Source organism: Bacillus sp. MT94, assembly GCF_058792475.1.
Map to the genome: position 1 here is coordinate 527,023 of NZ_JBXAEZ010000003.1, position 24,345 is coordinate 551,367.

General features: G+C 34.2%; 21 protein-coding genes. 7 read left to right on the top strand and 14 right to left on the bottom strand.

What is annotated here, in order from left to right; genetic code table 11:
- Together AC1Q51_RS14405 and AC1Q51_RS14410 are read right to left on the bottom strand one after the other, a co-directional pair.
- Positions 1 to 4,077: MSCRAMM family protein (locus AC1Q51_RS14405; protein WP_492331569.1), on the bottom strand; the 4,077-nt coding region annotated here is incomplete at its 3' end.
- A gap of 394 nt (positions 4,078 to 4,471) precedes the next feature.
- Entirely contained in the window at positions 4,472 to 5,344 is an 873-nt protein-coding gene (locus tag AC1Q51_RS14410) for a Cof-type HAD-IIB family hydrolase (RefSeq protein WP_061660059.1), read from the bottom strand.
- Positions 5,345 to 5,478: 134 nt separating this feature from the next.
- On the opposite strand from AC1Q51_RS14410, the gene AC1Q51_RS14415 reads away from it, so the two are divergent.
- Together AC1Q51_RS14415 and AC1Q51_RS14420 are read left to right on the top strand one after the other, a co-directional pair.
- Positions 5,479 to 6,096, top strand: coding sequence for a DNA-3-methyladenine glycosylase (locus AC1Q51_RS14415; protein ID WP_001148792.1), 618 nt, complete (start codon positions 5,479 to 5,481; stop codon positions 6,094 to 6,096).
- 21 nt (positions 6,097 to 6,117) lie between these two features.
- Positions 6,118 to 6,474, top strand: coding sequence for a hypothetical protein (locus AC1Q51_RS14420; protein ID WP_001214381.1), 357 nt, complete (start codon positions 6,118 to 6,120; stop codon positions 6,472 to 6,474).
- 36 nt (positions 6,475 to 6,510) lie between these two features.
- On the opposite strand, the gene alsD is transcribed toward AC1Q51_RS14420, so the two are convergent.
- The 4 genes from alsD to AC1Q51_RS14440 all read right to left on the bottom strand — a co-directional run bounded on the left by alsD (position 6,511) and on the right by AC1Q51_RS14440 (position 10,385).
- Positions 6,511 to 7,269, bottom strand: a complete 759-nt coding sequence (gene alsD, locus AC1Q51_RS14425; protein WP_492331570.1) for an alpha-acetolactate decarboxylase — start codon at positions 7,267 to 7,269, stop codon at positions 6,511 to 6,513.
- Positions 7,270 to 7,285: 16 nt separating this feature from the next.
- A complete protein-coding gene (alsS, locus tag AC1Q51_RS14430; RefSeq protein WP_090978513.1) occupies positions 7,286 to 8,974 on the bottom strand; it encodes an acetolactate synthase AlsS in 1,689 nt (562 codons plus the stop codon).
- Positions 8,975 to 9,126: 152 nt separating this feature from the next.
- On the bottom strand, positions 9,127 to 10,257 hold the full coding sequence (locus AC1Q51_RS14435) for an RNA-guided endonuclease InsQ/TnpB family protein (protein WP_090978512.1): 1,131 nt from the start codon (positions 10,255 to 10,257) through the stop codon (positions 9,127 to 9,129).
- Positions 10,257 to 10,385 (bottom strand): hypothetical protein, encoded by a 129-nt coding sequence (locus tag AC1Q51_RS14440; RefSeq protein ID WP_000670740.1) that lies wholly within the window; start codon positions 10,383 to 10,385, stop codon positions 10,257 to 10,259. Before AC1Q51_RS14440 ends, AC1Q51_RS14435 begins: the two co-directional genes overlap by 1 nt.
- A gap of 940 nt (positions 10,386 to 11,325) precedes the next feature.
- Between AC1Q51_RS14440 and AC1Q51_RS14445 the strand changes: the two genes are divergently transcribed.
- Both AC1Q51_RS14445 and AC1Q51_RS14450 read left to right on the top strand, forming a co-directional pair.
- The gene (locus tag AC1Q51_RS14445; RefSeq protein WP_001038638.1) at positions 11,326 to 11,886 is read left to right on the top strand and encodes an HAAS signaling domain-containing protein; all 561 of its coding nucleotides are present in this window, start codon (positions 11,326 to 11,328) and stop codon (positions 11,884 to 11,886) included.
- 21 nt (positions 11,887 to 11,907) lie between these two features.
- Positions 11,908 to 12,504: an NDxxF motif lipoprotein gene (locus tag AC1Q51_RS14450; RefSeq protein ID WP_492331571.1), complete on the top strand. Its 597-nt coding sequence runs from the start codon at positions 11,908 to 11,910 to the stop codon at positions 12,502 to 12,504.
- Positions 12,505 to 13,029: 525 nt separating this feature from the next.
- Here the strand turns inward: AC1Q51_RS14450 and AC1Q51_RS14455 are convergent.
- The 4 genes from AC1Q51_RS14455 to AC1Q51_RS14470 form a co-directional block, all read right to left on the bottom strand.
- A complete protein-coding gene (locus AC1Q51_RS14455) occupies positions 13,030 to 13,686 on the bottom strand; it encodes a response regulator transcription factor (RefSeq protein WP_000626498.1) in 657 nt (218 codons plus the stop codon).
- Between the two features lie 35 nt (positions 13,687 to 13,721).
- The gene (locus AC1Q51_RS14460) at positions 13,722 to 16,025 is read right to left on the bottom strand and encodes an ATP-binding protein (RefSeq protein WP_097925124.1); all 2,304 of its coding nucleotides are present in this window, start codon (positions 16,023 to 16,025) and stop codon (positions 13,722 to 13,724) included.
- A gap of 579 nt (positions 16,026 to 16,604) precedes the next feature.
- Entirely contained in the window at positions 16,605 to 16,961 is a 357-nt protein-coding gene (locus tag AC1Q51_RS14465) for a YlbF/YmcA family competence regulator (protein ID WP_000164614.1), read from the bottom strand.
- A gap of 142 nt (positions 16,962 to 17,103) precedes the next feature.
- The gene (locus tag AC1Q51_RS14470) at positions 17,104 to 18,240 is read right to left on the bottom strand and encodes a DUF445 domain-containing protein (protein ID WP_492331572.1); all 1,137 of its coding nucleotides are present in this window, start codon (positions 18,238 to 18,240) and stop codon (positions 17,104 to 17,106) included.
- Positions 18,241 to 18,369: 129 nt separating this feature from the next.
- Between AC1Q51_RS14470 and AC1Q51_RS14475 the strand changes: the two genes are divergently transcribed.
- Together AC1Q51_RS14475 and AC1Q51_RS14480 are read left to right on the top strand one after the other, a co-directional pair.
- Complete coding sequence (locus AC1Q51_RS14475; protein ID WP_097925127.1) at positions 18,370 to 19,422, top strand: YheC/YheD family endospore coat-associated protein; 1,053 nt, start codon at positions 18,370 to 18,372, stop codon at positions 19,420 to 19,422.
- Positions 19,423 to 19,442: 20 nt separating this feature from the next.
- On the top strand, positions 19,443 to 20,900 hold the full coding sequence (locus AC1Q51_RS14480; protein ID WP_063245587.1) for a YheC/YheD family endospore coat-associated protein: 1,458 nt from the start codon (positions 19,443 to 19,445) through the stop codon (positions 20,898 to 20,900).
- Positions 20,901 to 20,919: 19 nt separating this feature from the next.
- On the opposite strand, the gene AC1Q51_RS14485 is transcribed toward AC1Q51_RS14480, so the two are convergent.
- Positions 20,920 to 21,165 (bottom strand): hypothetical protein, encoded by a 246-nt coding sequence (locus AC1Q51_RS14485; protein ID WP_000510474.1) that lies wholly within the window; start codon positions 21,163 to 21,165, stop codon positions 20,920 to 20,922.
- Between the two features lie 450 nt (positions 21,166 to 21,615).
- Here AC1Q51_RS14485 and sasP point away from each other — a divergent pair, with 450 nt between their 5' ends.
- Complete coding sequence (gene sasP, locus AC1Q51_RS14490; RefSeq protein ID WP_000013338.1) at positions 21,616 to 21,819, top strand: small acid-soluble spore protein, SasP family; 204 nt, start codon at positions 21,616 to 21,618, stop codon at positions 21,817 to 21,819.
- A gap of 51 nt (positions 21,820 to 21,870) precedes the next feature.
- Here sasP and AC1Q51_RS14495 read toward each other — a convergent pair whose 3' ends face one another.
- Genes AC1Q51_RS14495 through AC1Q51_RS14505 form a run of 3 tightly spaced genes read right to left on the bottom strand, consistent with a single transcriptional unit; the run spans position 21,871 to position 24,116 of the window.
- Positions 21,871 to 22,605 (bottom strand): amino acid ABC transporter ATP-binding protein, encoded by a 735-nt coding sequence (locus AC1Q51_RS14495; RefSeq protein ID WP_000623591.1) that lies wholly within the window; start codon positions 22,603 to 22,605, stop codon positions 21,871 to 21,873.
- 28 nt (positions 22,606 to 22,633) lie between these two features.
- The gene (locus AC1Q51_RS14500; RefSeq protein ID WP_000281499.1) at positions 22,634 to 23,332 is read right to left on the bottom strand and encodes an amino acid ABC transporter permease; all 699 of its coding nucleotides are present in this window, start codon (positions 23,330 to 23,332) and stop codon (positions 22,634 to 22,636) included.
- Entirely contained in the window at positions 23,319 to 24,116 is a 798-nt protein-coding gene (locus AC1Q51_RS14505; RefSeq protein WP_000732856.1) for an amino acid ABC transporter substrate-binding protein, read from the bottom strand. Before AC1Q51_RS14505 ends, AC1Q51_RS14500 begins: the two co-directional genes overlap by 14 nt.
- Positions 24,117 to 24,345 lie beyond the last annotated feature (229 nt).

Genomic DNA, 24,345 nt, shown 5'->3' on the forward strand with positions numbered 1-24,345 from the left:
ACCTGGTTTTTCCGGACCTTTTTCTGTATCTTTTTTATTTGTAATTTGAAGTTTTACAAATTCAATTTTTTCATTAGAAATCGTAAATTTCATTTCCTTATCGGATAAAGTATATCCTTCTGGCGCTTGGATTTCTTTTAAAGTGTAATCTCCTGGTTCTAACTTCTTAGAAGTCGCTTTACCGCTCTTATTTGTTGTTAATGTGTCGATTTTTGTTCCGTCTTTCCAAATTTCAAACACTGCGCCTGCTAATATTTTATTTGTATTATTAGCGTCTACCTTTGTAATTTCTAATTGACCTGTAATTTCTTCTTTCACTTTTTCATTCATAACTTCTTGTTTTACTACTTCATTTGCTACAACATTTACTTCTACTGTTACTTCTAACGCTTTATAACCTTCTGGTGCTTTCGTTTCTTCTAACGTATACTTTCCTGGCACTAAGCTTTCGAATTTCACAACACCGTCTTTATTCGTTGTTTTCGCTTCTCCAACTACTTGACCAGCTTCGTTCTTTAATTTAAATTCCGCACCCGCTAGAACTTTTCCACTCTCTGCATCCTTTTTGATTACTTGTAAGCTTCCTAGTTCTTTTGCATTTTCTACTTGTACTTGTACTACTTTGTCTGCTTCCACAACGACTTCAATTTCTTCTTTTAGCAATTTATATCCTTGTGGTGCTTTCGTTTCTTTTAATGTGTACTTTCCTGGTTCTAATTTCTGTGAAACTACTTTACCAGTTTTATCTGTTCGTAACGTATTTACTTTTTTACCATCTTTATACACTTCGAATTCTGCGTCTGATAATACTTTCGTTTTATCTTCCGCATCTACTTTTACAATTTCGAATTGACCAAGACTCTTACTGTTCGTTACTTTTACATCAACAACTTTTTCACCGTCAACTGTTACATGAATTATTTGTTTTGTTAACTCATAACCTTCTGGTGCTTTTGTTTCTTCTAACGTATATTCCCCTGGCACAAGTCCGTCTACTTTAACCGTTCCAGACTTATCTGTTGTAATTCCTTCTTTTACAACATTTCCTTTCGCATCTTTCAATGTAAATTCTGCGCCTGCTAAGCGTTTCGTTTGATCTTTATCATCCATTTTAATAATTTGTAGAGAACCTAAGATTTTTTCGTTTTCTGCCTCTACTTTTACTACTTCTTTCTCGTTTTGAATTGTTACTTTCCATTCTTTATTTGAAAGCTTGTAGCCCGCTGGTGCTTTCGTTTCTTTCACTGTGTATTCACCTAGCGGTAATTTTGGTGACATCACTTTTCCACTCTCATCTGTTTTCAGTTCCGCTACCTTTTTACCATCTTTATACACTTCGAATTCTGCACCTGATAACAATTCCGTTTTATCATTCGCATCTACTTTCACGATTTCGAATTGACCTGTTACTTTTTCATTCGTAACTTCTTGTTTTACTACTTCGTTCGCTACAACGTTTACTTCTACTGTTACTTCTAACGCCTTATAACCTTCCGGCGCTTTCGTTTCCTCTAACGTATACTTTCCTGGCACTAAGTTTTCGAATTTCACAACACCGTCTTTATTCGTTGTTTTCGCTTCTCCAACTACTTGACCAGCTTCGTTCTTTAATTTAAATTCTGCACCTGCTAGAACTTTTCCACTCTCTGCATCCTTTTTGATTACTTGTAAGCTTCCTAGTTCTTTTGCGTTTTCTATTTGTACTTCTACTACTTTGTTTACTTCCACAACGACTTCAATTTCTTCTTTTAGCAATTTATATCCTTGTGGTGCTTTCGTTTCTTTTAATGTGTATGTTCCTGGTTCTAATTTCTGAGAAATTACTTTACCAGTTTTATCTGTTCGTAACGTATCTACTTTTTTACCATCTTTATATACTTCGAATTCTGCGTCTGATAATACTTTCGTTTTATCTTCCGCATCTACTTTCACGATTTCGAATTGACCCGTTACTTTTTCATTCGTAACTTCTTGTTTTACTACTTCGTTCGCTACAACGTTCACTTCTACTGTCACTTCTAGCGCTTTATAACCTTCCGGCGCTTTCGTTTCTTCTAACGTATACTTTCCTGGCACTAAGCTTTCGAATTTCACAACGCCGTCTTTATTCGTTGTTTTCGCTTCTCCAACTACTTGACCAGCTTCGTTCTTTAATTTAAATTCCGCACCTGCTAGAACTTTTCCACTTTCTGCATCCTTTTTGATTACTTGTAAGCTTCCTAGTTCTTTTGCATTTTCTACTTGTACTTCTACTACTTTGTCCGCTTCCACAACGACTTCAATTTCTTCTTTTAACAATTTATATCCTTGTGGTGCTTTCGTTTCTTTTAATGTATATGTTCCTGGTTCTAATTTCTGAGAAACTACTTTACCAGTTTTATCTGTTCGTAACGTATCTACTTTTTTACCATCTTTATATACTTCGAATTCTGCATCTGATAATACTTTCGTTTTATCTTCCGCATCTACTTTCACAATTTCAAATTGACCTGTTACTTTTTCGGGGATCTTTTTATTCACCACATCTACAGTCAATACTTTATTAGCCTCTACATCAACAGAAACTGAACTAGATGATAATTCATATCCTTTCGGTGCTTCTACTTCTTTTAATGTATAGCTTCCAACTGGAAGTCGTTTCGATAAGGCTTCACCTTTATCATCTGTAACAATTGTTTCCACAACTTTCCCATCTTTATCGATAACATCAAATTTTGCACCTGGTAGAAGTTGACCAGATTCACTATCTTTTTTCAATAATTTAAATTGGCCATTCTCTACTTTTTTCGTATTCTTCATAACAAGTTCAATTACGTTTGTATTATCAATTGTTACTTTGACTGGTGTATCAACTTTTATATATCCTTCTGGTGCATTTATTTCTTTTACAAAATAGTCACCAAGTGGTAAATCTTTAACTTCCGCAATACCCTTTTCGTTTGTTGTAACAGTAGCCACAACGTTATTATCTTTGTCTATAACATCAAATTTTGCGTCTTTTAAAACAATGTTTTCATCGTTTTCATCAACTTTTTTAATTTGTAAATGTCCTTTTTCAACTGCTGGTTTATTCCACTTTGGCCAGTTAAATTTAAAGTTATGAACCTCAAAACCATCTCTTTGGTGTAATCCTCCAACATAGGCTTGTCCATTAATAGAACCACCTTTTGTTTCTACAACTGCATTAGGTGCAAACACACTACCTACTACACCATAACCTTTAGTTGTTATCTTTGTAGCATTAGGAAATACCCAAATTACCTTACTAGCTAACTCAGTAAAAGATGAATTAGGATCGTATGCTTGAGATGTATTAATTAAATCCGTCGCCATCCCAGTATTTCTTGTATCATACAAAATTGCACCGCCACCAAAACTCACTTCTTCTGCATCTGAATAAATAACAATAAAGTCTTTATTCTCTACATTCGGAAGAAAAACGTCTTTTACATCAAATGCTTTCTTTCCCGTCTGGCCTGAAGAGACATAAATATTAGGGTTGTTTACATCTTCACCGATTCCAAAGCTCATATTAGGTTTTGGCTTATCAGTGTATAGTTTACTTGCATCCCCAATTACACCATCAACGTCTTTTCTAAATTCTTTAAACTTAGCATCAATCTCCGCTTGCTCTTTATAAGAGATACGGTCATATGACGTTTTCATTGCTCCATCTGGGTCACCGTCTTTTGTCATCGCCACTGTTCCATCTTGAATAATTACCTGTCCTGCTCCCGCTTTCGTAAATTGACCGCCTAGTAATAATGATGGATATCCTTCATCTACCCAAGTTGCTCCAGCTAAGTTATTTGCTCCAGTTGCAGCCGCTACGACTGTATAACTTGATGCGTTCATATTTTTCTGAACAGCCATCGCACCTTCAATATCCGCACTCGTTGCACTATGATCTCCAAAAATGATGGCGTTGTAATAAGATACATCACCTAAACCTTTTAATTCTGTTGTAGCTGCCTCTGCTTTTAATGGTAAATGGATTAAAAAATTCATACATATTAGTAATACAACTATTAAACTACTACTTAACTTTTTAATTTTTTGATTAAATGATTTCCTCAAGAAATTCATTCCCCCTTTTAAACTTCCTAAAACCACAAAAAGAAGTACATATCATATGTACCAAACCTTACTCACATTAACTTAAAATAATCCATTTAAATAAAACAAAGAAACACTACAACTACTTAATAAGATTGCTACAATTCATTTTTGAAATAATACGTGAACTAAACTGTCATGCGGAAATACTTTTACGTATGGGAGCCCAATAAAATTAATCTGAAGAATATTTCATGTGGTGTAACTGTTTTGGCAACATCATCCACTTTACATTAGTTTTCTAAAGGATTCAAGTGAATTGTATAGATTTCATACACAATTCATATTTTAAAACGCTTTCACTATTTTTAATAAGATAAACAAAAAAACGTAGCCAAAAAGCTACGTTTTTCTGTCATCGTTTCGGTGTATTTTTATGATTCTTCAAAAACGGAAGCGGGAATTGCTTACGGAAATGCTCTTTAATCATGTACTCTACACCGTTCTCACTATTTGAACGTGTAATCCAATCTGCTGCTTGCTTTAACTCTACAGGTGCGTTCCCCATCGCTACACCAAGTCCCACGTTTTCAATAACCTCTAAATCTTCCATACTATCTCCAATCGCAACCATTTCATTTAGCGAAATATTTAAATGCTCTCCAAGCAATTGTAATCCGCGTAACTTTGATACATTTTGCGGCAAGATTTCTATTCGTTTTGAATCACATTCAACATACTCTACATCTTGGAATGCTTTTCTTAATGTGTTTAGCCCGCGTTCTTTTTCACCTTTACTTTGGAAAAGAACATCAATTTTTGGCGCCGCTACCGGATGGTCACGAAGCGCGTCACCTAACGAATCTACAAATTGAACTGGATAAAATAACGGATCTGCGCTTGATAATACAGTGCGCGCAATTAAGTTTGGTGTAGTTCTCTCACGATTTCCTATCGAAAACCGTTCATGAGAAATACGTACGTTACAATCAAAGTGCTCTAACACTTGCACAATGTTAAAAGTCTTCTCTTCGGACAATCTTCTTTGAACGTACGGCTTATCTAACGTTGCTGAAACGAAAGCACCACCATGTGTCACTAATATAGAATCTAATTTTAAAGCCTTTGCTACTTTATGAGCGGATTGAAAATTACGGCTCGTAAATAACGTAACGTATACATCTTTTCTTTTCACAAATTCAATTGTTTCTCTTAATCCTTTTGCAATTTTTCCATTGTTGTATAGTAGTGTCCCATCTATATTAAGAGCTAGTAAGCGATAAATCATGTCGCACTCCCCCTCTTCGCTGTTGTACTCTATCCATAATTTATGAAATAAATGTAGCAAATAGAACGAGTTAGAATTACTACTGAAAATTTGGTTTACTATATACATATACACTTAGTAAAGGAGATAGTACAATGCAGGCACCTCCTTCTTTTTATGAAGGCGATACGTTAGAAGTCGCAAAAAAATTACTCGGGCAAAAACTTGTTCATATTGTAGACGGAATAAAGCGAAGCGGAATCATTGTAGAAGTAGAAGCATATAAAGGCCCAGATGATAAGGCCGCACATAGTTACGGCGGCAGACGGACAGATCGCACAGAAGTTATGTTTGGCGCACCAGGGCATGCTTACGTATATTTAATTTACGGTATGTACCATTGTTTTAACGTTATTACAGCACCAGTTGGCACCCCGCAAGGTGTTCTCATTCGAGCCCTTGAGCCAGTAGACGGTATTGAAGAAATAAAACTAGCGCGCTACAACAAAACAGACATTACAAAAGCGCAATATAAAAACTTAACAAGCGGTCCTGGCAAACTATGCCGTGCACTCGGAATTACTTTAAAAGAACGAGGCTTATCATTACAAAGTGACACATTGCATATTGAACTGGTCCCAAAAGATGAACATATATCATCACAATATAAAATAGCAGCAGGACCTCGTATTAATATCGACTATGCAGAAGAAGCTGTACATTATCCGTGGCGTTTTTATTATGACGGGCATCCGTTTGTTTCAAAGAAATAAACATATGTAAAGGGAGAGACTATGAGAGGCAAACCTGAACTAAAAATAGAATCAGAAAAAGTATATAAAACGAAGAAAAATCCAAATGGAATGTTTATAGCAAGAATACTACAAATTCCGAAACAAGAAGATAAACTAGACTTTGTCCTTATTTTACAAAATAAAAAAACGAAAAATATTATTTATAACAAAGTTTTAGTAACAACAGATAACGACTATTATTCTTTCCGACTCGCTCGTGGGAATATTAAATGGTCATCCTTATATACTGTTACAGTATGGGATGGGCTTGGACATCAATTAGTAGAAGTATCAGCCTTAACTGGTAAAGAGAACTATTCTATTTCTGATGAGCATTATTCCGCATATCGGGAGTAACTCAAAATAAAAGAGAAGCCGAATTGGCTTCCCTTTTTACTCTGCGCCTTCCGCAGTTGCAATATTATCCTCTAAGTTTTCTCTTGATAATTCAGCCGCCATAAAATCAGCTGTTTCTGGAAGTGCTAAATGCATATGAGCTTTTTGACAAATTTGGATCGTACAGTTTTCTATAACATAGTCGAAAATATGTCCACCTCCGCTTCTTTCATCATCAATATAATGTAAGTGGAATCCAGCTACACCAATACCTTGCGCATAATCTGGTGTCCAAAATCCAGCAAGCGTACCTTCTGTATTTTCAAATGAAAAGATTGGTTGTGATTTCGTCACTTCAACGAGCGGTGTATACGGTTTTTCTTGTCTTGGAACAGTTCTCGTCCTTACTTCACGGAACGTACCGTCCATTCGAATACCGTAAAATAAGTTTTTACTTGGCATTAATTCATGTAATAATGCTTCAACTTCTTCACGATTCATCGAATGCTCTACCGTATAACTCATTTCTTTTTCAAAAAACGTTACAGTCGCAAATGGCGTTGTTTCTTCTGGCTCTACTTTTTCCGCTGAACCGTCTGAACGTAAATGATAAAATTCATTATCAAATGCAATCATTTCACCATCTAATTGATCAAATGTGCCGATGCCGAAATCACCATGTTTTTTCAAATCTTCAAAGCTAATCACACCATCATATATACCATCTAATAGCGCAAGCATTGTAGATGTTTGATATACTTCATTACTCATTTTCGTTTTTTTTGCATCAATATCAATTAATTGCGCAACAGTCATCTCAAATCTGCCTCCATTAGTTTAATTGGTTTGGTAATAATTTTTCGCTTAATTTAATGTTGTCACGATAGTCAATTGGAATATCAATAATGACAGGACCATCTGCTGCTAATCCTTCTTTTAATACCCCTTCTAATTCATCAGGCGTGTTAACACGAAGACCTAACGCTCCGAAACTTTCCGCATATTTCACAAGATCAACATCACCAAACTCTGTAGCTGATGTTCTACCGTATTTCATCATTTGTTGGAATGCAACCATATCATATGTGCCGTCTCTCCAAACAAGATGGACGATTGGAGAATTTAAACGTACCGCCGTTTCTAACTCCATCGCTGAGAATAAGAAACCACCGTCACCTGATACGGAAACTACTTTTTTACCTGGTTCTACTAAAGTAGCTGCGATTGCCCAAGGAAGTGCAACACCTAACGTTTGCATACCGTTACTAAATAATAATCTACGTGGTTCATAAGAACGGAAACATCTCGCCATCCAAATAGAATGGGAACCGATGTCACATGTAACAGTTGTATCGTCACTAATTAAAGAACGAAGTGTACGAATCACTTGAAGTGGATGCGTAACACCCTCCGAAGCACGGTTCGGAACTTCTGCTTGTTCTGATAATTTCGCGCGTAATCGTTCTAATACCGCTTCTGATTTCGTACTTAATACAAGTTTCGGTAATTTCTCCGCGATGCTATTTACCGTTAAGGCAATATCACCAATTAATTCACGCTCTGGTTGGTAATCATGGTCGATATCTGCTTGATGGTCGTCAAGATGAATAATCGTTCTGTCGCCAAGTTTATTCCAGAATTTTGGATCATACTCGATTGGATCATAACCGATAGAAATAACAAGGTCTGCTTCTTCTAGTAAAATATCACCTGGTTGGTTACGGAATAATCCAACGCGGCCGAAGAAATGATCTTCTAACTCACGTGAAATCGCACCAGCTGCTTGATATGTTTCAACAACAGGAAGTTCTGTATCCGCAATTAATTTACGAACAGCTTTCGTCACTTCATTTGTGCTCGCTCTCATACCAAGTAGAATAACTGGTAATTTCGCTGATTTTATTTTTTCTACTACATATGTAATATCATGTGTGGGAGCGATTCCAAGCTGTGGCTTAGAAAGCGCACCGATAGACTCTACAGTTGTTTCCGCAGTCATAACGTCTTGCGGAAGACTTACTAAAGTAGCTCCCGGATTTGTGGAAGTCGCACTTCGAAATGCATTACTAAGTGCTTCTGGCACATTATCAGGATGCTCTACTTCTACGCTATATTTTGTGATTGGTTCGAATAGTGCAGCATTATCCATAGATTGATGCGTACGTTTTAATCGATCCGTACGCGGTACTGCACCAGCTAAAGCAACAACGGGATCACTCTCCGCATTCGCAGTAACAAGACCTGTCGCTAAATTTGATGTCCCTGGTCCTGAAGTTACAAGACATACGCCCGGTTTCCCTGTTAATCTACCAATAGCAGCTGCCATAAATGCTGCATTTTGTTCATGACGACAAACTATTAACTCTGGTCCTCTTTCTTGCAATACATCAAATACAGAGTCAATCTTTGCTCCTGGAATACCGAAAACATGTGTAACACCTTGTTTAATTAAACAATCAACAACAAGATCTGCTCCTTTTGTTTTTGTCTTCACGTCGTTTACTTTTACACCTGTACTCAAACTAATCATCCGATACGATAAACTTAACTAAATCTATACAATTCAATCAAATTTACACGAGTTAGTGCTTCATCGTGTTCTCGCAACCCCAAAGGGACGAGGGGTATAACACTCCACACGAGGCAGTATCGTTACCTCCTATTATCAAGCATTTATTTTACCCATCTTGATAAATTTATCGACGCATTTACATCCCTATCGTGATAGCTATTGCATGAAGCACAACGCCACTCACGAATCTTTAAACTCCACTGTCCTTCTGGTTGAACTGAATGGTCGTATTTAACGCCGCAACATGAACAAATCTTGCTTGAAGCGAACCATTTATCAGCTTTTACATACGCAATGCCGTACTTCTCACACTTGTATGATAAACATTGAAAGAAGAAGTTTAATTTTTGAAATGAAAATGCTTTCGATAGTTTTTTGTTTTTTAACAGGTTTGAGATAGGTAAGTCTTCCACAACAATCCTCATTGGTTTGGTTTTCACCAATTTAGCTGTTGCTTGATGGATATGGTTATTTCGGATATTCGTAATTTTCCTAGATAACCGCAGGTGCTCAGCTTTCGCTTTTTCATATCCGGTAGATTGAATTTTTACACCTTTTTTAAATCTCCTAGACATATCTCTTTGTGCTGACTTTTTCCTTTTCAAAAGTTTTTTAACCTTGGCATCTTTGTTTATATTTCGTTCTTTCATACCATTAGAAGCTACAAACAGCTCTTTTAAACCAACATCCACACCAATCGACTCATCGGTTAGTTCTTGTGATTCAAAGTCTTCTTGGAACCCTACACTAATCCACCAGTGACGACCGTCAAAGGTAACTCTTGGGTTGGATGGTTTTTTATTTCTTGGTAGTTGTTGGCTTGTTTTCACTTCTCCAATAGACTGAATATGAACGACTTTCTTTCCTATAACCAGTCTTTCATAATTGGCATAAAATCCTTGAATTAAATCTTTTTTGGATTTATAAGAAGTGTGAGAACCATTTTTGTACTTTTTGAACGAATTTTTTCTCGCCGTATCAAAATCTTTTGAAGCCTGTTTGGGAACTTGTGCATTAATGTCTTTTAACCACTCATATCTCTTTCGCTTCTTAATCTTTGTAAATCGTTTCTGTAAAGCTAACTGTGAAACAGATTTTCCAAATAGCTTATAGTATCTATCACTCATTCTTTTACAATAGTTATAAGCGAATCTTGCAGCACCAGCATGGTTTCTAAGCAATTTTTCTTGTTCAGGCGTTGGAATTAGTCTGACTTTCTTCGCCAATATCATCAGAATGTAACTCCTTTAATGAAAGATTTGTTCTTCTGAATAGTAGCGTGTTCCACCAGCATTCTCGTAAGACTACTCGGATGCAAACCTGTTAATTCTGATACTTGACTAACTCGTAAAAATTTCATTATTATTCTTACCTCATTGAATCTACCATAGCACATACGTTCGATGGATTCAATGAGGTTTGATAGATTTAATTAAATGTATCTCGTTCAACTAAGGGCGCAATTCCTTAGCCAGTTCTCTTATGAACTTCTCATGTTTTCACATGAGCGCAGACTATATGTTTATCTCTTTAGAGATAGAGGATTTTTCCACCACCATAGGCTTGTGATGTACTCTCGTCAGTTATACGAGATAGTCGTTGAACGTTCATCCTATCCATTTTGACTTAGATGATTCGAGGCGGAAGACCCATTGTTCTAATGTTTAGGATTTAACCTTGCATCATCTGATTGATTTTTTCTGCTTTCGCGACATTCACGCTCGCTATTTCTAGCCACGTTGTAGTTCAATCAGCTTTAGGGATTGCCCGCAGTTAACCCTCACTACTAGCCAATTACTTGACTAGCAGGGCTTACTGATATATTTAATTAACTTTCGTTATAATTGGTTAAATAAATCGTAACAGTTAGTTACCCTTTGTTTCATAATTTGTGTAATAAAGATTTTTAATTTCACCTAGTTAATTAATGTGGTGAAGTATCATTTATCATTATATTACAAATGCATTATTTTTCCAACAATATGAATTCGACATTATTTTGACAAGATTTAAAGAATACGCTTACAACCTTTTGTTTATCTTAAAATAACATTTTTATATCTCTTCTAAAAATGTACAAAAATACTTCCACCTATTCACATTATTAACAAATTTATAGTACCTTGCAAAGAATAATAGTAAGTGATATATTTGTAAATAACGGGATGCCCATTATTTGGAATTTTATTCACAATTAGTATATCTCCTTTCAAAAAGTAGATATAGATTGAGTGTGCTGTTTAGAAAAAAGATAGGATTTTCAGCCATAATTCATCATTTTATAAAGGAAAGTGATTGTTATGAACAAAAATGAATTTTTAGAGCAACTTAGTTCTTCCCTACGGAATATGCCTAATTTAGAAAAAGAGGATATTATCTCGGAGTACGAAACTCATTTTATTAGTGGTAAACAAGATGGAATATCTGAAGAGGAAATTTCTAAAAAGCTAGGAAACCCTAAAACTATCGCTAAAGAACTTAATATTTCATATGTAATAAGTAACGCTGACAATAGGCGCAGCCTAAAAAATATTATGACAGCACTGTTTTCTGTTATGAGCTTAAGTGTTTTAAACTTTATATGTATCATTATCGCCTTTTTCCTATTACTCTTTCTATTACCGCTTCTTCTAGCACTTATAATTGCCACTCCGTTATTAATTATTTCACCTATCTTATTAATAGGATTAGGATTCTTTAAAGGGTTTCATCAAATCAGTTATTCCGATGTTTACAATGTATTCATAGCCTTTTGCATCGGCTTACTAATATCCGTCATATCTTATCAAATGATAAAACATATATACTCACTTTTAGTTAAGTATTTAAAATGGAATTTAGCTATTTTACAAAGATACTAATGAATGTAAAAGGAGATTAATATGAAAAAGTATATTTTATACCTACTCACGTTACTTACAATTTTATTTCTATCAGCTTGTTCAAACAGTGTACAACCTAAGGAAGAAAACGATGTACAATCTATTAAAGATGTTGCTATTAAAGTTCCAGAAAATATATTTAGTTCCTCAAAGAAAAACGAAACTATTAATGAAGACGAAATGAAGCAAAATATAAAAACTTATTTAGATTATAGCGGAGAGTTATACGAAAACATCGTTCCACTTTCGTCAGCCATGTCTGACGAGAAGGTTACTGAGTCCGACCGGGATAAATTACAAAAACTAATAGATTTAGCTCAACAAAACGATGCGAACTTCCATCATTTTATTAGTAACAATACGATTCCTGCTGATTACAAACAGCCTTCGAAGGAAATTCATAATTATATTTCAGCATCTACAGCACTTTCAGTAGAATTAGATCAGGAAATGGAAAAATTCGCTCAAGATGGTAACTTATTCAAAACTGATTTCTCTTTTACAAAGCGCTTTGAGAAAGTTAATGGTAGGAAGCAAAAAGAAATTGAAGAGTTTTTGAAGGAAAAGAACATTAAAACTGAGTATTTCAGTAAGTGATAATACATGTTAGATTATACATCCCTCTTTAAAACAGCCCAACATATGGGAATTTTAAAGACGCTTTATTATGTGTAAGGATGCACTTCATCCGTTTCCCATAAAAAAAGGCCTCCTTAAAGGAGGCCCAAGTAAAAACAACAAACGCAAAATAACAACAAATAATGGACGATAAAATCACTATATTGACAAAGTATAGGATTTTTATCAATTGGAGTAACTCAACCCTAAATTACTCTTTTAACAATGCAATACTAATAACTTATTACAGCAATTTTTTACCGTGTCTTAAAATAATTGACTGTCTTTCAAATAATTCTATTTATATTGATTGTTATTAATTAGTATATACTTGAATACGACTATACATCCTAATAAAAGGCAATATATTAAGCTGTTAGTCCTCGCGAGTTTATTTTGCCTTTAATGTAACTATACTATATTCTTCCATTTATATCACCGAACATTCCTCTCGTATTCACGCATTTTTCTTGCGTGAATACCGCAACTTAATAAAGAGCTACATTAAAAATTTATAGTTGGAATAAACCATAGTTCTTTCGCCTTTTGTACTGCTTCCATTCTTGATGAAACTTGTAACTTATGAAATATGTCGGTCAATTTATATTCTACCGATCTTTGACTTAAGTTTAATATTTCGGCAAGCTCTCTATTTGTTTTTCCTTTACCAACTTCAACTAGAATCATCTTCTCTTCATCATTTAAAGAAATTATATTTTTCATTTCGCCTTCTACATTTATATTAGATGCATTTTCTACTATCCTTAACTGTCTTACAAGTTGATGAGAAAGAACTACTTCTTTTTTCACTGCATGGCGGATTGCGTTTACCACTTCTTTCTCAGAAGAAGTTTTACTTAATACACCAAGTACTCCGTTATCTATTAATAAATTATAATGTGCAAGCACATCAAATCCTGTAAAAATAAGAATAGCTGCTTCTGGTTGCACACTAAGTATATATTTAGAAAGCTCTAAACCATTTATTTTTGGCATTTGTAAATCTATTAAATATACATCATACTGTTTATTATGCATAACTTCTCTTATTTCTTCACTATCATGGAAAACATCAGCCTCTATATCATCATATCTTTCAATTAATGCTTTAGTCCCTAGGCCAACTGCAACGTGATCATCTACAACAAGAACAGAAATCATTTTTTCATCCCTTCCACATCTAAAGATTGAATCAATTAATCAATTTTCATACTAACTTTAATCTTTAATCCATTATTCACCTTTGAATCTATTGACATTTCTCCACCTAAACTATGAATTCTAGCTACAATCCCGGATAAACCTAAACTACTATAAGAATGATTTAACTCGTCTAAATCTATCCCCATTCCTATCCCATCATCATCATAAGTTAAATTCAAATATCCATTTTGCTCATATAATCGAATTGTAACTTTAGAAGCTTTTGAATGCTTTAGTGCATTATTTAATAACTCCTGAATAATTCTATAAATTGCTTGTTCATATTCTACATTAGGTAGAATAATATTATCTTGAATTTCATAATAGAAGAAAAATGTAGCTTTAAGATTTACTTGTTTAAATAAATCTAATAATGCTTTTTTCAAACCTAATTCATATAGAAATGGAGGACGTAAGTTATTACATGTTTCACGAATGACATAAATATGATCTAAGACATCTTCATATACTTCGTTAATTATTTTTTTCATATCGACATCTGGAATATCTTTATGATATTCCTCTAATTTCCTAGACAAGCGTATTTGGTCTTGTAATACACCATCATGAATATCACTCGCCAAATTTGTCCGCTCTTTTTCAGACAAATTAAATAGTAACTTTGAAAGCCAAATTGGAGGCTGTTTCGGTTCATTTATCGTTTGCAACTGATTCACTAATTCTTCCACTTGATATGAGCATTCTAATAATAAATCAGCATAACTACACAATGTCTCTAACCATCCAATTTCTTGAATGTTCAAACCTCTCCTATTATTAGATTTACATAACAATATAATCATTGTTTTTGCTGAAATGGACAAAACAAACACAAAATGATCTTCTAATTGTATAATGGAACCAACAGTATATGTCTCTAACTGATATCCATTCAATTGCTTTAGCACATCTTCAGAAACATTTCCATCCCCAATAATTTGGAGCGAATTATCCCCTTTACTCACTTCAATACAGCATATTTCTTCTATTCTTAATACATCATTGATTTCTCTCTTTATGCTAACAATTAAGTTTGAAAACTTATATTCATTTTTTGCCTGATGTAAAAATCTATGTAAACTAAACTGATAATTTTTCTGAGAATGATATAATTTTTTCCTTAATTTAAAATCCAAATAATCCTTTATAAAGCAAGAAAGCATTAACGAAACAAACAAGATACCAGCAAATCGAATAACATCTAATATGTTATCGCTAGTATTGTGGAAAATTAAAATCCCTAGTATAACGATGAAACCCGTTAGACATATCGACAGTAAAGCATAATATTGAACTCTATGAATAACAAAATTATAATCAAATATTTTCCCTTCAATAATCATATAAAAAATACAAATTGGAACCAATAAAAAAAAGATCGCTGTCGTCTCGACACTTATTATTTCTTTGTAATTTATCAAATTAGGAATTAAAAATAAGAATATAAATGGCATGGCTGATATGATTGTGCTCATAATAATAACTCTTATAAACTTAAAATAATAACTTTTTCTACTTTTAAAATAAAATCTAAACAATACATATACTGTTAATAAAAACAAAACAGAACTTAACAATATAATATAACTCGTCGATAAATCATTATATTTTAAATAAACAAAAATGGTTAAACAAACTAAAATAAACGCTATTATATTTATGTAGATTAATTTTGTTTTTGTTATAAACCTTATCTTCAAGTTTTTCGTAAACATGTCCATAAATTTTATAAAAAAGACAACTGAGTACGTTAAAGAAATAGCAACTACAATATACGCTATTGAATCTTTTCGTAACCCCGCCATAATACTAATGTAACTCATTCCTAAACAATGCAGAAAATAGATTAAATCTTTCGTTCCTGCATTCAAGTATGGAGCACGTATTAAAATATATGTAGCCACAAAAAAACACGTTAGATAAAACACAGTTGGTAAAAAAAGATGATAAACCAATTGCTTATCGTACGGATTATACTCTACTTTATATTCTTCTATTGTTCCCCCTTTCTTCATTGTAATTTTCTTTACCCTTTCAGTAGCACCATATAATGAAATATTAGAGTTATCATCAGGGAGAATCCCATCTATTTTTTCAATAATATCCCCGACTGCTAGATCTTGTTCTGCTGCCCAGCTATTTTTCACAATATTATTAATCACCAAATGATTTTCTTGATGCTCTATCTCAATCCCTATCCTAGGATATAACATAATTTCGATTGCAAAATAACTAAATAAACTAAGCGATAGTAACGTTACAATCAATTGATATTCATACTTAAATACTCGAATCACTTTTGTACAAAACTCCTTTTTAACTACAGCAATAACTCCATTTTCTACATTTTGTCATCATAAATTAAAGCATACACATTTCATTTAACGGTTATAAGCACAAAAAATATAGTTATCCTCTAATATAGAATAACTTTCACATTATCATTCACATTTGTTAGATAGAATTTATCATTCATTCAATAAATCTCTACTTTGTTAGTTGTAATACTAATATTATTTATCCTAATTTCAGACTCATTTATAAGTAAAATTCCTAATAGCTGAGAATTTTGATAAAAAATCACTTTCCATCATCACATGTACCAACTTTTTTAATGATATTTCATATTTAAAGTGATATAACTCGATACAACGCCTCACAGTTCACCTTCCTCCTTGTCCTAATATGTAATTTTAAAGAAAAACCTTAGTTAATACTAATGAAAGTTTATTCATATTTCATCAAAAATTGATTACGCTTTACCGAACATGAGTTATTCGGATATATAATATAAAACGTACAGTTCCCCTTATTCCAAATATAAGCCTTTTTCTACAACAAAAAAGACGCTCCTAAACTAGGAGCGTCTTCCACTATTAAGCTTGTTGTTGCGCACTATATAATTCTTCAAGTGGCTTCATGATAATTTTGTTAACGTCACCGATTACAACGTTTAGGCGTTGCTCAGTTTCCATTAATTTTGTAATTTTAGCATCTTGTTGAATGCGAGCTACAACTTCTTGTGCTTGTTGGTTGTCTTCTTCAGTGATTTCTTGGCCTTGCATCATTTTTTGTTGTAGGCTAAGTTGCATTGTACGGAACTCATCGAATAAATTCTTTGAAGCTGTGTCAGCTTGAACTGCTGCGTAGCTCTCTTTTAAAGTTTTGAAGTCTTCGTTTTCAGCGATTGCTTTTTGTAATTCATATGCAACATCATGAATGTTCTTTGTCATTTTATTTTTCCTCCTTTAGAAGGCTAGCGCTTTTCATACGCACTGCCTTTTCAGTGCATTTACATACGCACCTCTTCTTACCATATCAAACTATGCAAGAGATGTGAAGAAATTTCACTTTTATTTCTATGTACTCACCTTATTATCTAAGAAACAATAGTAACAATCCTTGCATGAGACCGATCATTCCACCTAATAATGCTCCTAAATACGTAATCATTTTCAATTCGTTTTTCGTAATAGACAGAACTAAGTCTTCTAATCTTTCTGTTGAGAATGTAGACACTTCTTGCTGAACAATTTCCGCAAGGTGTAGATTATTTAGTATACTCTCTACGTTTTCTGTTCCCCACTTCAAGCCTTTCTTTACTGCACTCGGAACCACTTTTTCAATAATTGTTTCTCGAACCGGCTCACATACTTGCTGAACAGATTGATTTAAAAACTTACTCACTGTTTCCTCTACTTTAACTGCTGACAGCACGGAGCTTACAATCATTTCTTTCTCTACAAATGCTTCTAATTCTTTTACATCTCTTCCTTTTAACTTTTCCCACTCTTTTTGCAGTACGTCAGTTAAAAGCTGCTTTGTACCATCTTGACCTAAAAACTTAATAACTTCTGGCTGCACACGATCCACTACACTTACATTTCCTAAAAACATTCCGACTAAGTTAAGTAGCGTTCCGCGAGAAGCAAAGAAATCATCAATCATTTTTGAAAGACGTGCTTTCCCTTCTTCACTTTCAAAAAGGCTAATTCCTCGCTCTAAAATAAACGCCGAGACATTCGGAATCGCATTCTCTACTTTTTCATTTACAGAATGAGGTAAAGCCTGTTCCCATGTATATGTATAATACTCTGCTAAAAATGCATGAATTTTTTCTGTAATAACATGTTCGATTTTTCGAGTCGCTTCTTCTTCTACATGCGCTACATTCCATTTTTCTAACATATGTCGCAGTGATTGTTCATTCGTAATTACTTTATCCACTTCCACTTGCGCCCAGTGAATTAAACCTTTTTGAAACTCTTCATTTGTTAGCTTTTTTTCAATTCCTTCTGGTGTTAACAAATGTTCTACAACCATATTTCCTAATTGAACAGCAAGTTCATCACGACGCTTCGGAATTAACCCTGGTGTAAATGGAACTTGAAACTTTCCGATATAAATAGGACGATGAGGACGAAATAACATTTTTATCGCTAAATGATTCGTATATCCCCCAATAATTGCTCCGAGTCCTGTCGTCGTTAACATATTTAACCATATATTCATTACAATCAACCTTTCACTTCTCCAAAACTATAGCATATCATCATACGGACAAAAGTATAATGGTATAAAAACGTATTTGCAATATATAGCTTCGCCTATTATGCAAATAGTAGTAAAGGAGTGATTTCGTTGGTTCTCGGTCTTTTAGCTTCTAAACTTCATTACGAACAAACGTATTACACCGAAATCGCTAAACGCGCTCGGCTTTATCATAATGTCGTTGCCCAGTTTACGCCATTTTGTATTGATTCTAAAACAGACCTTATTTCTGGTCTTATTTACGATACAGATACAGGAAAATGGAAAGAGCAAACATTCCCTATTCCTTCTTATATATATGATCGTTATTCTTTTCACGAGGAAACAGACTTTGAAAAAGCAAAATCAATTATTCACTCTTTGCACAATCGTCCTTCCACTACCTTTTTAAATAACACACTTATTAATTTAAGTGAACTACATGATTTATTTCTCACTAATAAAAAACTGTCTCCTTATATACCAAAATTTGAAATTGCAACGATACAAAACATTTTCAAACTGTTGTTAAAAACTAAAGATATTATTATACGCCCCACTAATATACATTCTAAGGATAACTTATATCGAATTGCTTACAAAAATAAAACGTTTCATATCGATACAGTAAATGAAAAATACCATACTTCTATTACAAACAAACGGACAGACGAATTTATATCTTGGTGTAAATCTAACATACGTTCATCCCGTTACATAGCACACACTATGCTACAACCACCAAATCAATTAACATATCCACTCCACATTCGAACCATTTTGCAAAAAAACAAAGAACAAACTTGGACTGTTATCGGTCAATTTATACAAAAAAGCTCATTTCCTAATCAACTTTTACCCTCAGCAACGGCCGATGATTCATTACATTCATTTTCAAAAATTAAATACGTACTATCTAGTACGGGTGTGCAACTATTGCAAGATGCTTTACACGACATTGTAAATGAAGTATTCCAAACACTAGATCAGTCTTATTCTTCGTTATTTGAACTAGAACTTTCCACAATTATGGATCAAAAAGGCGCAATTTGGCTTATGTATGTCAACACGATTCCCCCTTACGAACAATACATTCGTCATAGTGATTCATTAGCTGAAAAGATATTTCACGGACCACTTAAATTCAGTCGCTTTACACCATAATGAAAGGAGGTAAACCTATTTTGAAAGAACATATATATACATTAAACATTTCAGATGAACATCCAAATAGTATTACTTTACCTTACGTTTTTTCTATTACGCCACCTATTACATCCCTCTCCTTCGGTATACGTCACATTGCAAGTGAAGAGGTGAAAATTCATTATTCCTTTACTCGCGAAATTATTATCGGAAAACATATTGCCGAAAAACTTTTACTACCTCAATCCACTACTATTCATGCATTCACACAAAACCAAACAATTATTTTCGGACCATTAATCGGCATTTTTACAACTGGCTTTAACGATGATTCTTCTAACCCTTTAGGAAATCGTTCAATTGCTCTCAGTGAGTTGTTAACACCACCATTCTCATTACGACCGTTCGTATTCGTCTTTGGCGTTCAACATATAAACTGGGAAGAAGAAACGATTGAAGGATATTTCTTTCAAGAGAAACAATGGATAAAGAAAAAAGTCCCTTTACCAAATGTCATTTACGATCGATTACCGAATCGACAAGCAGAAAATTATAAACCGATCGTCAGAGCAAAAAGAAAGTTAGAACATGACTACTCTATCCCATGGTTTAACCCAGGTTTTTTTAATAAATGGGAAGTTCATCAACTTCTTATGAAAGACGAATCAATTAGACCCTTATTACCAAACACAGAAGCATTTCAGCATTTTGAACAAGTAGAACGGTTTCTTGGCACGTATAAATCTGTGTACATGAAACCAATACACGGGAGCTTTGGTAGAAATATTCATCAAATATTTTATTCTCAAACAGAGAATTGCTACTACTGTCGTTATCGCGAAAATGAAGAAAATAAACTGAGAAAGTATCAATCATTAGAAACTCTTCTAAACCACGTATTAAAAGGACATGATTTAAAAAAGTTTATCGTACAGCAAGGTATTTCGTTACTTCGCTTTGATGGGCAACCTGTTGATTTCCGCATTCATACAAATAAAAATCATTTCGGTAATTGGATAGTTAGTGCAATCGTCGCCAAAATTGCCGGCAAAGGCAGTTTAACAACGCACGTAAATAGCGGCGGTGATACAAAATTGCTACAAGAACTTTTTCCAGATTCAACGAAACAAGTTCAAATTGAAAATAAATTAAAACATACTGCCTTACAAATAAGTTACGCGCTCGATGAACAAGTAACCGGAAATATTGGAGAAATCGGTTTTGATATCGGTTTAGACACAAAGGAAAATCCGTGGCTCTTTGAAGCCAACTCTAAACCTGGGCGAACTGTATTTCAAGATAAAAAATTAAAAGAACAAAGTGAAATGACGCGCCAATTATTTTACGAATATGCCGTCTACTTAACGGAACATTCTTTACGTGATACAAAAGAAAAAATGTCTCAAATCAAATCCGGGACTTCATCAAACACCGAACATATCCCTTCCCCTATGATTCACTCACAAATACAAAAACAAAAACTTCCACCAAGATAATAAGGTGGAAGTTTTCTATTTACACAAGTTTCACTACAACCTCAGTTTCCACGTTACATACTCCGCAATAAAAAATATGATTGCAATATTCATTTGAATTATTATGCGTTAAACCATCTACTGCACTTAATAATTCTTGATCCATATAGGCACTATAATCGTCTATGTAATCTACAGACTTCCCATAATCTTGGAGTATACTTTGGCAATTTTGACAAGAATATGTTTGTGATTCTAATGCGTTGCAAAGCGGGCAAATCCCCATCATGATTCCTCCATACGTTATCGTTTAAAGCCTCTCTTTTTTAGATTGAAGAGAGCACCTACCCATGCATAGGAGCGATCACTCCATCCCTACTTAAAAATAGAACTATGAAGTTGCTACCGATTTCATTTCAATAAATCATAAATAAGAAGCTAATGATTAGCCTACAAGTAGCAGGCTACAATGAGAAAATTATATTTAATATCCTCCTTAGTTTGGCCTGTTTTCTTAAAAATACAACGATTACTCTTATTTCATAATTTACGAAATCAATACGTTTTTTTGACAAAATTTACAAATTATTATTTTGTATATCTTTCTAGGTAACATCCATACTATGAGTACAAACTTAATTACCGATGGATTAGCGCCAACCGGGGCGATAATCTGGTTCAACTCCAGCTAGTCCAACCAAAAAAATTTTTATAACTCTAAGGAGGATATATTCCTATGGCAAACCAAAATTCTTCAAATCAATTAGTAGTACCAGGTGCAACAGCTGCAATCGATCAAATGAAGTACGAAATCGCTCAAGAATTTGGTGTACAATTAGGAGCAGATTCTACGGCTCGCGCTAACGGTTCAGTTGGTGGAGAAATTACAAAACGTCTAGTTGCAATGGCTGAGCAAAGCCTTGGCGGATTCCACAAATAAATATATATGGCAAAAAGGTCTCAAGGCATATGCCTTGAGACCTTCCTTAATTTATTGCAACATTTGTAAAAACTTCTTCGTACGTTCTTCTTTTGGATTTGTAAATACTTCTTCTGGTGTACCTTGTTCGACAACGACACCACCATCCATGAAAATAACACGGTTGGCAATTTGATGTGCAAAACGCATTTCGTGCGTTACAATAACCATCGTCATGCCTTCTTTAGCAAGTTCTTTCATTACTTTCAAAACTTCTTGAACGAGTTCAGGATCAAGCGCTGAAGTCGGCTCATCAAATAGTAACACTTCTGGCTCCATCGCAAGCGCACGCGCAATTCCAACGCGCTGTTGTTGTCCACCTGATAATTGGAATGGATATAAATCCACTTTATCTGCTAAACCAACTTTTTCAAGGAAATAGTTTGCTTTTTTCTTTGCTTCTTCTTTCCCTACTTTTTTCACTGTAATGAGCCCTTCCATTACATTCTGAAGTGCTGTTAAATGAGGGAATAAGTTATGGTGCTGGAAGACCATACCTGTTTGTGTACGAAGATTTACAATATCTTTCTTCGATACTTTTTGAGCGAAATTAAGCTCTTTATTACCGATGCTAATATTACCAGCATCCGGTGTTTCTAGTACGTTGAGACAACGCAAGAATGTCGTTTTACCAGATCCAGACGGCCCAATAATAACAACAACCTCGCCCTTCTCAACTGATAAATCTATATGCTTTAGTACGGTATTATCTCCGAAACTTTTTTGTAAGTGCTGAATTGAAATCATAAAAACAAAAACTCCTTTTGTAAAAGGATTATTTTAACGTATAGCGTTCTGAACGCTTTTCTAACATCTGTTGTACGATTGATAATAAGAAACAAATAACCCAATAAATAAGACCTGCTTCGAAATAAACAATTAAAAACTCATAGTTCATTGCCGCAATTTCCTGCGCTTTTCGGAACATTTCTGTTACTAAAATTAACGATGCTAATGAAGTATCCTTCACTAAGCTAATAAATGTATTCGAAAGCGGCGGGATTGATACACGCGTTGCTTGTGGTAAAATAACACGTTTTAACGCTTGCGGGTATGTCATCCCAATTGTGTAAGCTGCTTCCCACTGCCCTTTCGGAATGGAAAGGATAGAAGCACGAATAATTTCCGATGCATATGCACCGACATTTAATGAAAATCCAACAACTGCTGCTGTATATGGCTCAACTTCAATATTAAGAGTTGGAAGTCCATAGAAAATAATAAATAATTGTACAAGAAGTGGCGTTCCGCGAATGATAGATACATAGATACGAGCAATCCATTGTAAAATACGACTACCAGAAATACGTGCGAGCGCTGTTAACGTTGCCAGTATAATCCCGATAATAAATGTAATAAGCGTTAATGGAATTGTTGTAAAAACAGCTTCCTTCAGCATAGGCATGAAGGAAGTCTGCATAATATCTATCCAAGTAGACAATCGATCTGAAACCAATGCACTACTTAGATACATTTTCACCGAACCATTTTTTCGTTATTTTGTCATACGTACCGTCTTTTTTCATATCTTCTAACGCTTTATCTACTTCTTGTACAAGCTTATCGCTACCTTTACGGAATAAGAATCCACTTTCTGAAGCTTCTTTTTCAGTATCTACAATTTTAATTTTCGCATCTTTTTTCGTTTCTAAATAATTTAATACTGATAACTTATCATTAATTGTAAAATCAACGCGTCCTGAAGCTAATAATTCTGCTGCTTGGCTAAATCCTTCTACACCAATAATTTCCGCACCATTTTTCTTAGCGATATCTGCATAGTTACTCGTTAAAGATTGTGCTCCTTTTAGTCCTTTTACATCAGCAAATGTAGCAGGCTTATCTTTATCTTTTGCAATAACTAATGCCGCTGAAGATGAAACGTATGGCTTAGAGAAATCGTATTTCTTTTGACGATCTTCACGAATACCAACTTCGTTTGCAACCATATCGAAACGTTTTGCATCAAGACCAGCAAGTAAGCTATCCCATTGTGTTTCTTTAAATACAGGTTTTACACCTAAACGTTTTGCAACTTCTTCTGATAGTTCAACATCAAATCCAGTTAATTTATTGCTTGAATCGTGGAACGTAAATGGTGGGTATGTACCTTCTGTACCAATTACAAGTTCACCGCTTTGTTTAATCTTTTGTAACGCGTCTTGACTAGCTGTATCTTTTTTCTCTTCTTTACCGCAGCCGGCTACAATCCCGATCGCTAATGTAGTTACTGCAAGCACTGAAAATAATTTCTTCATGATTGTAATCCTCCAAGTATTCTGATAGGAATTTAAAAACTATATTGATTGTATGCAATCTTGAACAATTTTTCAATGAAAATGTTCTTATTTAGTTTATCCTTTTTCTTCATAATCAAACAAAAGGGAAAAATAACGATACATACAAAAAATAAGTAACATTTTTTAATATAGCATCAATTGTAGGAAAGGTAAAATAATACTTCTTAATTATGTACCTTTATCGCCG

Coding starts and splice junctions, on each gene's coding strand:
- AC1Q51_RS14455 (WP_000626498.1), bottom strand. CDS start 13,686: ATGATTTCTGTTCTTGTTGTAGATGATCACGTTGCAGTTGGCCTAGGG.
- AC1Q51_RS14445 (WP_001038638.1), top strand. CDS start 11,326: ATGAACAAAAATGAATTTTTAGAGCAACTTAGTTCTTCCCTACGGAAT.
- AC1Q51_RS14435 (WP_090978512.1), bottom strand. CDS start 10,257: ATGATATTGGCGAAGAAAGTCAGACTAATTCCAACGCCTGAACAAGAA.
- AC1Q51_RS14410 (WP_061660059.1), bottom strand. CDS start 5,344: ATGATTTATCGCTTACTAGCTCTTAATATAGATGGGACACTACTATAC.
- AC1Q51_RS14485 (WP_000510474.1), bottom strand. CDS start 21,165: ATGGGGATTTGCCCGCTTTGCAACGCATTAGAATCACAAACATATTCT.
- alsD (WP_492331570.1), bottom strand. CDS start 7,269: ATGACTGTTGCGCAATTAATTGATATTGATGCAAAAAAAACGAAAATG.
- sasP (WP_000013338.1), top strand. CDS start 21,616: ATGGCAAACCAAAATTCTTCAAATCAATTAGTAGTACCAGGTGCAACA.
- AC1Q51_RS14470 (WP_492331572.1), bottom strand. CDS start 18,240: ATGAATATATGGTTAAATATGTTAACGACGACAGGACTCGGAGCAATT.
- AC1Q51_RS14495 (WP_000623591.1), bottom strand. CDS start 22,605: ATGATTTCAATTCAGCACTTACAAAAAAGTTTCGGAGATAATACCGTA.
- AC1Q51_RS14505 (WP_000732856.1), bottom strand. CDS start 24,116: ATGAAGAAATTATTTTCAGTGCTTGCAGTAACTACATTAGCGATCGGG.
- AC1Q51_RS14465 (WP_000164614.1), bottom strand. CDS start 16,961: ATGACAAAGAACATTCATGATGTTGCATATGAATTACAAAAAGCAATC.
- AC1Q51_RS14440 (WP_000670740.1), bottom strand. CDS start 10,385: ATGAAATTTTTACGAGTTAGTCAAGTATCAGAATTAACAGGTTTGCAT.
- AC1Q51_RS14420 (WP_001214381.1), top strand. CDS start 6,118: ATGAGAGGCAAACCTGAACTAAAAATAGAATCAGAAAAAGTATATAAA.
- AC1Q51_RS14500 (WP_000281499.1), bottom strand. CDS start 23,332: ATGTATCTAAGTAGTGCATTGGTTTCAGATCGATTGTCTACTTGGATA.
- AC1Q51_RS14450 (WP_492331571.1), top strand. CDS start 11,908: ATGAAAAAGTATATTTTATACCTACTCACGTTACTTACAATTTTATTT.
- AC1Q51_RS14415 (WP_001148792.1), top strand. CDS start 5,479: ATGCAGGCACCTCCTTCTTTTTATGAAGGCGATACGTTAGAAGTCGCA.